General features: G+C 54.4%; 3 protein-coding genes. All 3 read right to left on the bottom strand.

Annotated elements, in window-relative coordinates:
- Window positions 1-50 precede the first annotated feature (50 nt).
- The 3 genes from PSV38_RS13100 to PSV38_RS13090 all read right to left on the bottom strand — a co-directional run bounded on the left by PSV38_RS13100 (window position 51) and on the right by PSV38_RS13090 (window position 2,537).
- Window positions 51-1,091 carry a hypothetical protein gene (locus PSV38_RS13100; RefSeq protein ID WP_300548087.1) on the bottom strand — a complete coding sequence of 347 codons (1,041 nt, stop codon included), beginning with the start codon at window positions 1,089-1,091 and terminating at the stop codon, window positions 51-53.
- A complete protein-coding gene (locus PSV38_RS13095) occupies window positions 1,054-1,776 on the bottom strand; it encodes a TnsA endonuclease N-terminal domain-containing protein (protein ID WP_300548085.1) in 723 nt (240 codons plus the stop codon). Before PSV38_RS13095 ends, PSV38_RS13100 begins: the two co-directional genes overlap by 38 nt.
- A gap of 236 nt (window positions 1,777-2,012) precedes the next feature.
- Window positions 2,013-2,537, bottom strand: a complete 525-nt coding sequence (locus PSV38_RS13090) for a helix-turn-helix transcriptional regulator (RefSeq protein ID WP_300548083.1) — start codon at window positions 2,535-2,537, stop codon at window positions 2,013-2,015.
- Window positions 2,538-2,931: the final 394 nt, after the last annotated feature.

Genomic DNA, 2,931 nt, shown 5'->3' with positions numbered 1-2,931 from the left:
CCAAAAACACGGCGGTAAACCGTCTGGCAAGGACGTCGGCGAGTTACCGCTTACTCTGGAACGCCATAGCAAATCCACGCGTTTTCCGCATGCACTAAAGCAGGAACGGCTTGCGCTGATGTCTTGTGCAGCACCGCATGACGAAGGGCCCCAACTACGGCCGCAGCCGAAGGCGCTCCAAAGCTCAAGTAGTACCCCAACGGCATTCGGCTGAAGTGATCTATCGCCATGGTCAAGGTCGGTCGACCAAGCGGCAACCATGTCGTCTCGTCCAACAAGAACAAGTCCAACGGCGTGTGGTCCACCTCAACGCGTTCCAAAATGCGTGTCGTCTGGACCCCCGCTTTGATGATTCGGAATCGCCTGTCTGCTGCGGCCTTGCCTTCTCTTAGGGCACACAGCTCATACGAGCTAGCCCGCCGCAGCAAGCGATAGGTGGTCCTTAAGGCTGGCGCTTTTAGCCGGTCGCCACCGATTCGGCTTTGATTCTCGCGCTCGATTTTTGCAAGAACACGCGAATGTATGTCGGCCCCTGTCGCCAGTGGAGATGCTCGGAACGCATCGGTGACTGCTTCTGCTACGAGATTGAGAACGATGTCCGACTGCTTGCTATGTTTTGAGCCACGACGGTCATAGCGCGGTATCAATGCCCGCGCATCCTTTGCTCTTTGGTATCGCCGATGCCACCGGTAGACCGTAATAGAGCTAGGTGGACTTGTATCGTTCGCAGCCTTTGCTGCATTCGAGATGATGGGCGCTAAGTAATCCCGAGTAAATTTTGGAGGCCCTTCGGCATACAGCGCCTGCAAGTAGTGATGCCTCCGGTTTGCCATGGATCGAACAACTTCAGGAAGTTCGTCTAGTGGTCGTGAGTACGACCTCACGCTGTTTCCTTCAATGCTTGCTTCTGGTGCAGCGGACAGCTCTCCGGCTGTGTACGCGGCCAGTAGATCCGACCGCGGCACCACAGAGATCGCACCGGTGCTTAGCGATTCGACGACAAGGTCATCATCAGGCGCCAAGTTGGCAATGCGAAACCGAGCACCCTTCCAATCAAAAATCGCGTGCTTGCGAAATGCGAAACCATTCATGGTCGCCTTCCTTTCCGATGGTGATGAGTGAGTTGGCTGAAAGGGGTGATGACAGATCACACGTCAGCAGTCCTTGCAAAATCAAGCTGTAGACGTTGAGTCCCTTCCCTTCGAGCAAGGTGGCGGCTCTTTCCAGGGACATCGGAAAGCTGGTCATGCAGCCAGCAAGTGCAAACCTTCCTGCCTCAACTGGTCGCATCGCTTTAGGTACGCGATGCCACAGGGTGCGGACCACCGACTGCCTGGGCTCTAGTCTCAAGACCTCGTCAGTCAATATTTCAAAGGCCTTACCGTTGTCTCGCATCTGCGCAGCTATGCATGACAGCTTTTGCTGCGTGTCTGGAACTACGCAGAACCTCAGTGGCTTGACTTCTACCCAGACCAGCTCGCCACTGACCAGCGTCAGTTCGAAGTCAGGCGTGTAGCGCCGTATGCGACTCCCATCTGAGTACGTCAACCTGGTCGGCTGCTCTCGATAACTGGTGATCTGCGGCGATAGTTCAAACAAAAAGATCGCATCCAACTCCAAGAGTCCTTCGTGATGAATCACTCGTCCGTTCTTGAGGCTGGGAAATTTGCCGCGCATGATTCCGCCCGATGGGCTGATCACCTCACGTGATCGCTGGTGTTGATCTCCTGATGGTGATCGCCCACGCCAACGGCCGTTCCAAAGCTGAACAGGCATGTCTGCTCCTTTGCGGCATGCAGATCACACTGCTTGCCGCCTTGACAACGAATAACTTGCCTGGATTTGGGCGTAGGTATACCCAAGCCCGGTAATAAAACAGGGCTGGCAGGCAAGATCGGATGAGGAAGCGGACTTGACGTCGACCAGAACGGTCGCGATACTGAAGGTGCTGAAGCTTGTGTATCGCGTGATGCTCAAGTCGACGGGGCAATCCGCAAGGGTTGTCCCGTTTTCTACATTTGGAGTTCCTCCTTGCTTCTACGGCGCAATCGCCGTACAGGTTCAGACCATGCGTCCCCTGGCGAGGGCGCCATTCCAAGAACGTCGTTGATTACCCGGACCTGGGTAGGCGTGAGCACCGGCAAGGTGGCACGCAGACGACTCAGAAGCCAGAAAACGTCTTGCGGCATATCAGGCTCAATCACAAGCTTGCGCTGCGATGCCTCGGCCGCCGCTTGCAAGGCCTTTGCGTCCTCACTCGACAGCGTCAACGCCTTGATCACACCCTCTACAAACTCCGGTGTTGGAGGGCCCTTGAGACCCGCCTCCAACGCTGATATGTAGCTTTGCTCATAGCCAGTTCGTTCCGCCAACTCGACTTGGCGGACCCGATAGCGCATGCGCAGGTCATGAAGAAGGTGCGAGAACGGACTCATATGTACGAACAATTCTGAACCTGAATTGGTGTACATGCAACTGGAAAAGTCTTTAAAAATCAATAACATAGCAAACACAAACGTGTTTTGCCGATATTGCATTTGTGTTTTTATGGAAAGGCTTTTTACATCGGGAGGACAGGCCTCGCAGTTCTAGCCCCTCAGCCATCGTCACTAAGGGGTTGGGCGTTTAGGCAAAGAGCACGGCTTGATCGGCTGCGCAGTGATCCCTATCGGCTCACACAAGAATGCGTGAGGAGGCAAAACTCTATGAGCACGGAAAGGCATCCCAGTACCCACTCCTACCCGTAGCTCAGTTTGGAAAGTTGTGCAAAAGGCATTGCCAGCCAACGGATAGTGTTTGGTTCGACTCCTTGGGTCATCCAAGTTCACCACAGTACTGGAGTTCGAACATGAATCAAACAAAGCACTTAGCACCGCCGGGAGTGTCAGGATTTCTGTGTGTGAGGCGGGGTAATGAATCATTTACTTCGTT

The sequence above is a fragment of the Aquabacterium sp. genome (assembly GCF_029946005.1).
Lineage (GTDB): Bacteria > Pseudomonadota > Gammaproteobacteria > Burkholderiales > Burkholderiaceae_C > Aquabacterium.
Note: the sequence above shows the minus strand (reverse complement) of the source record. Positions and strands in the feature narration are given on the sequence as shown.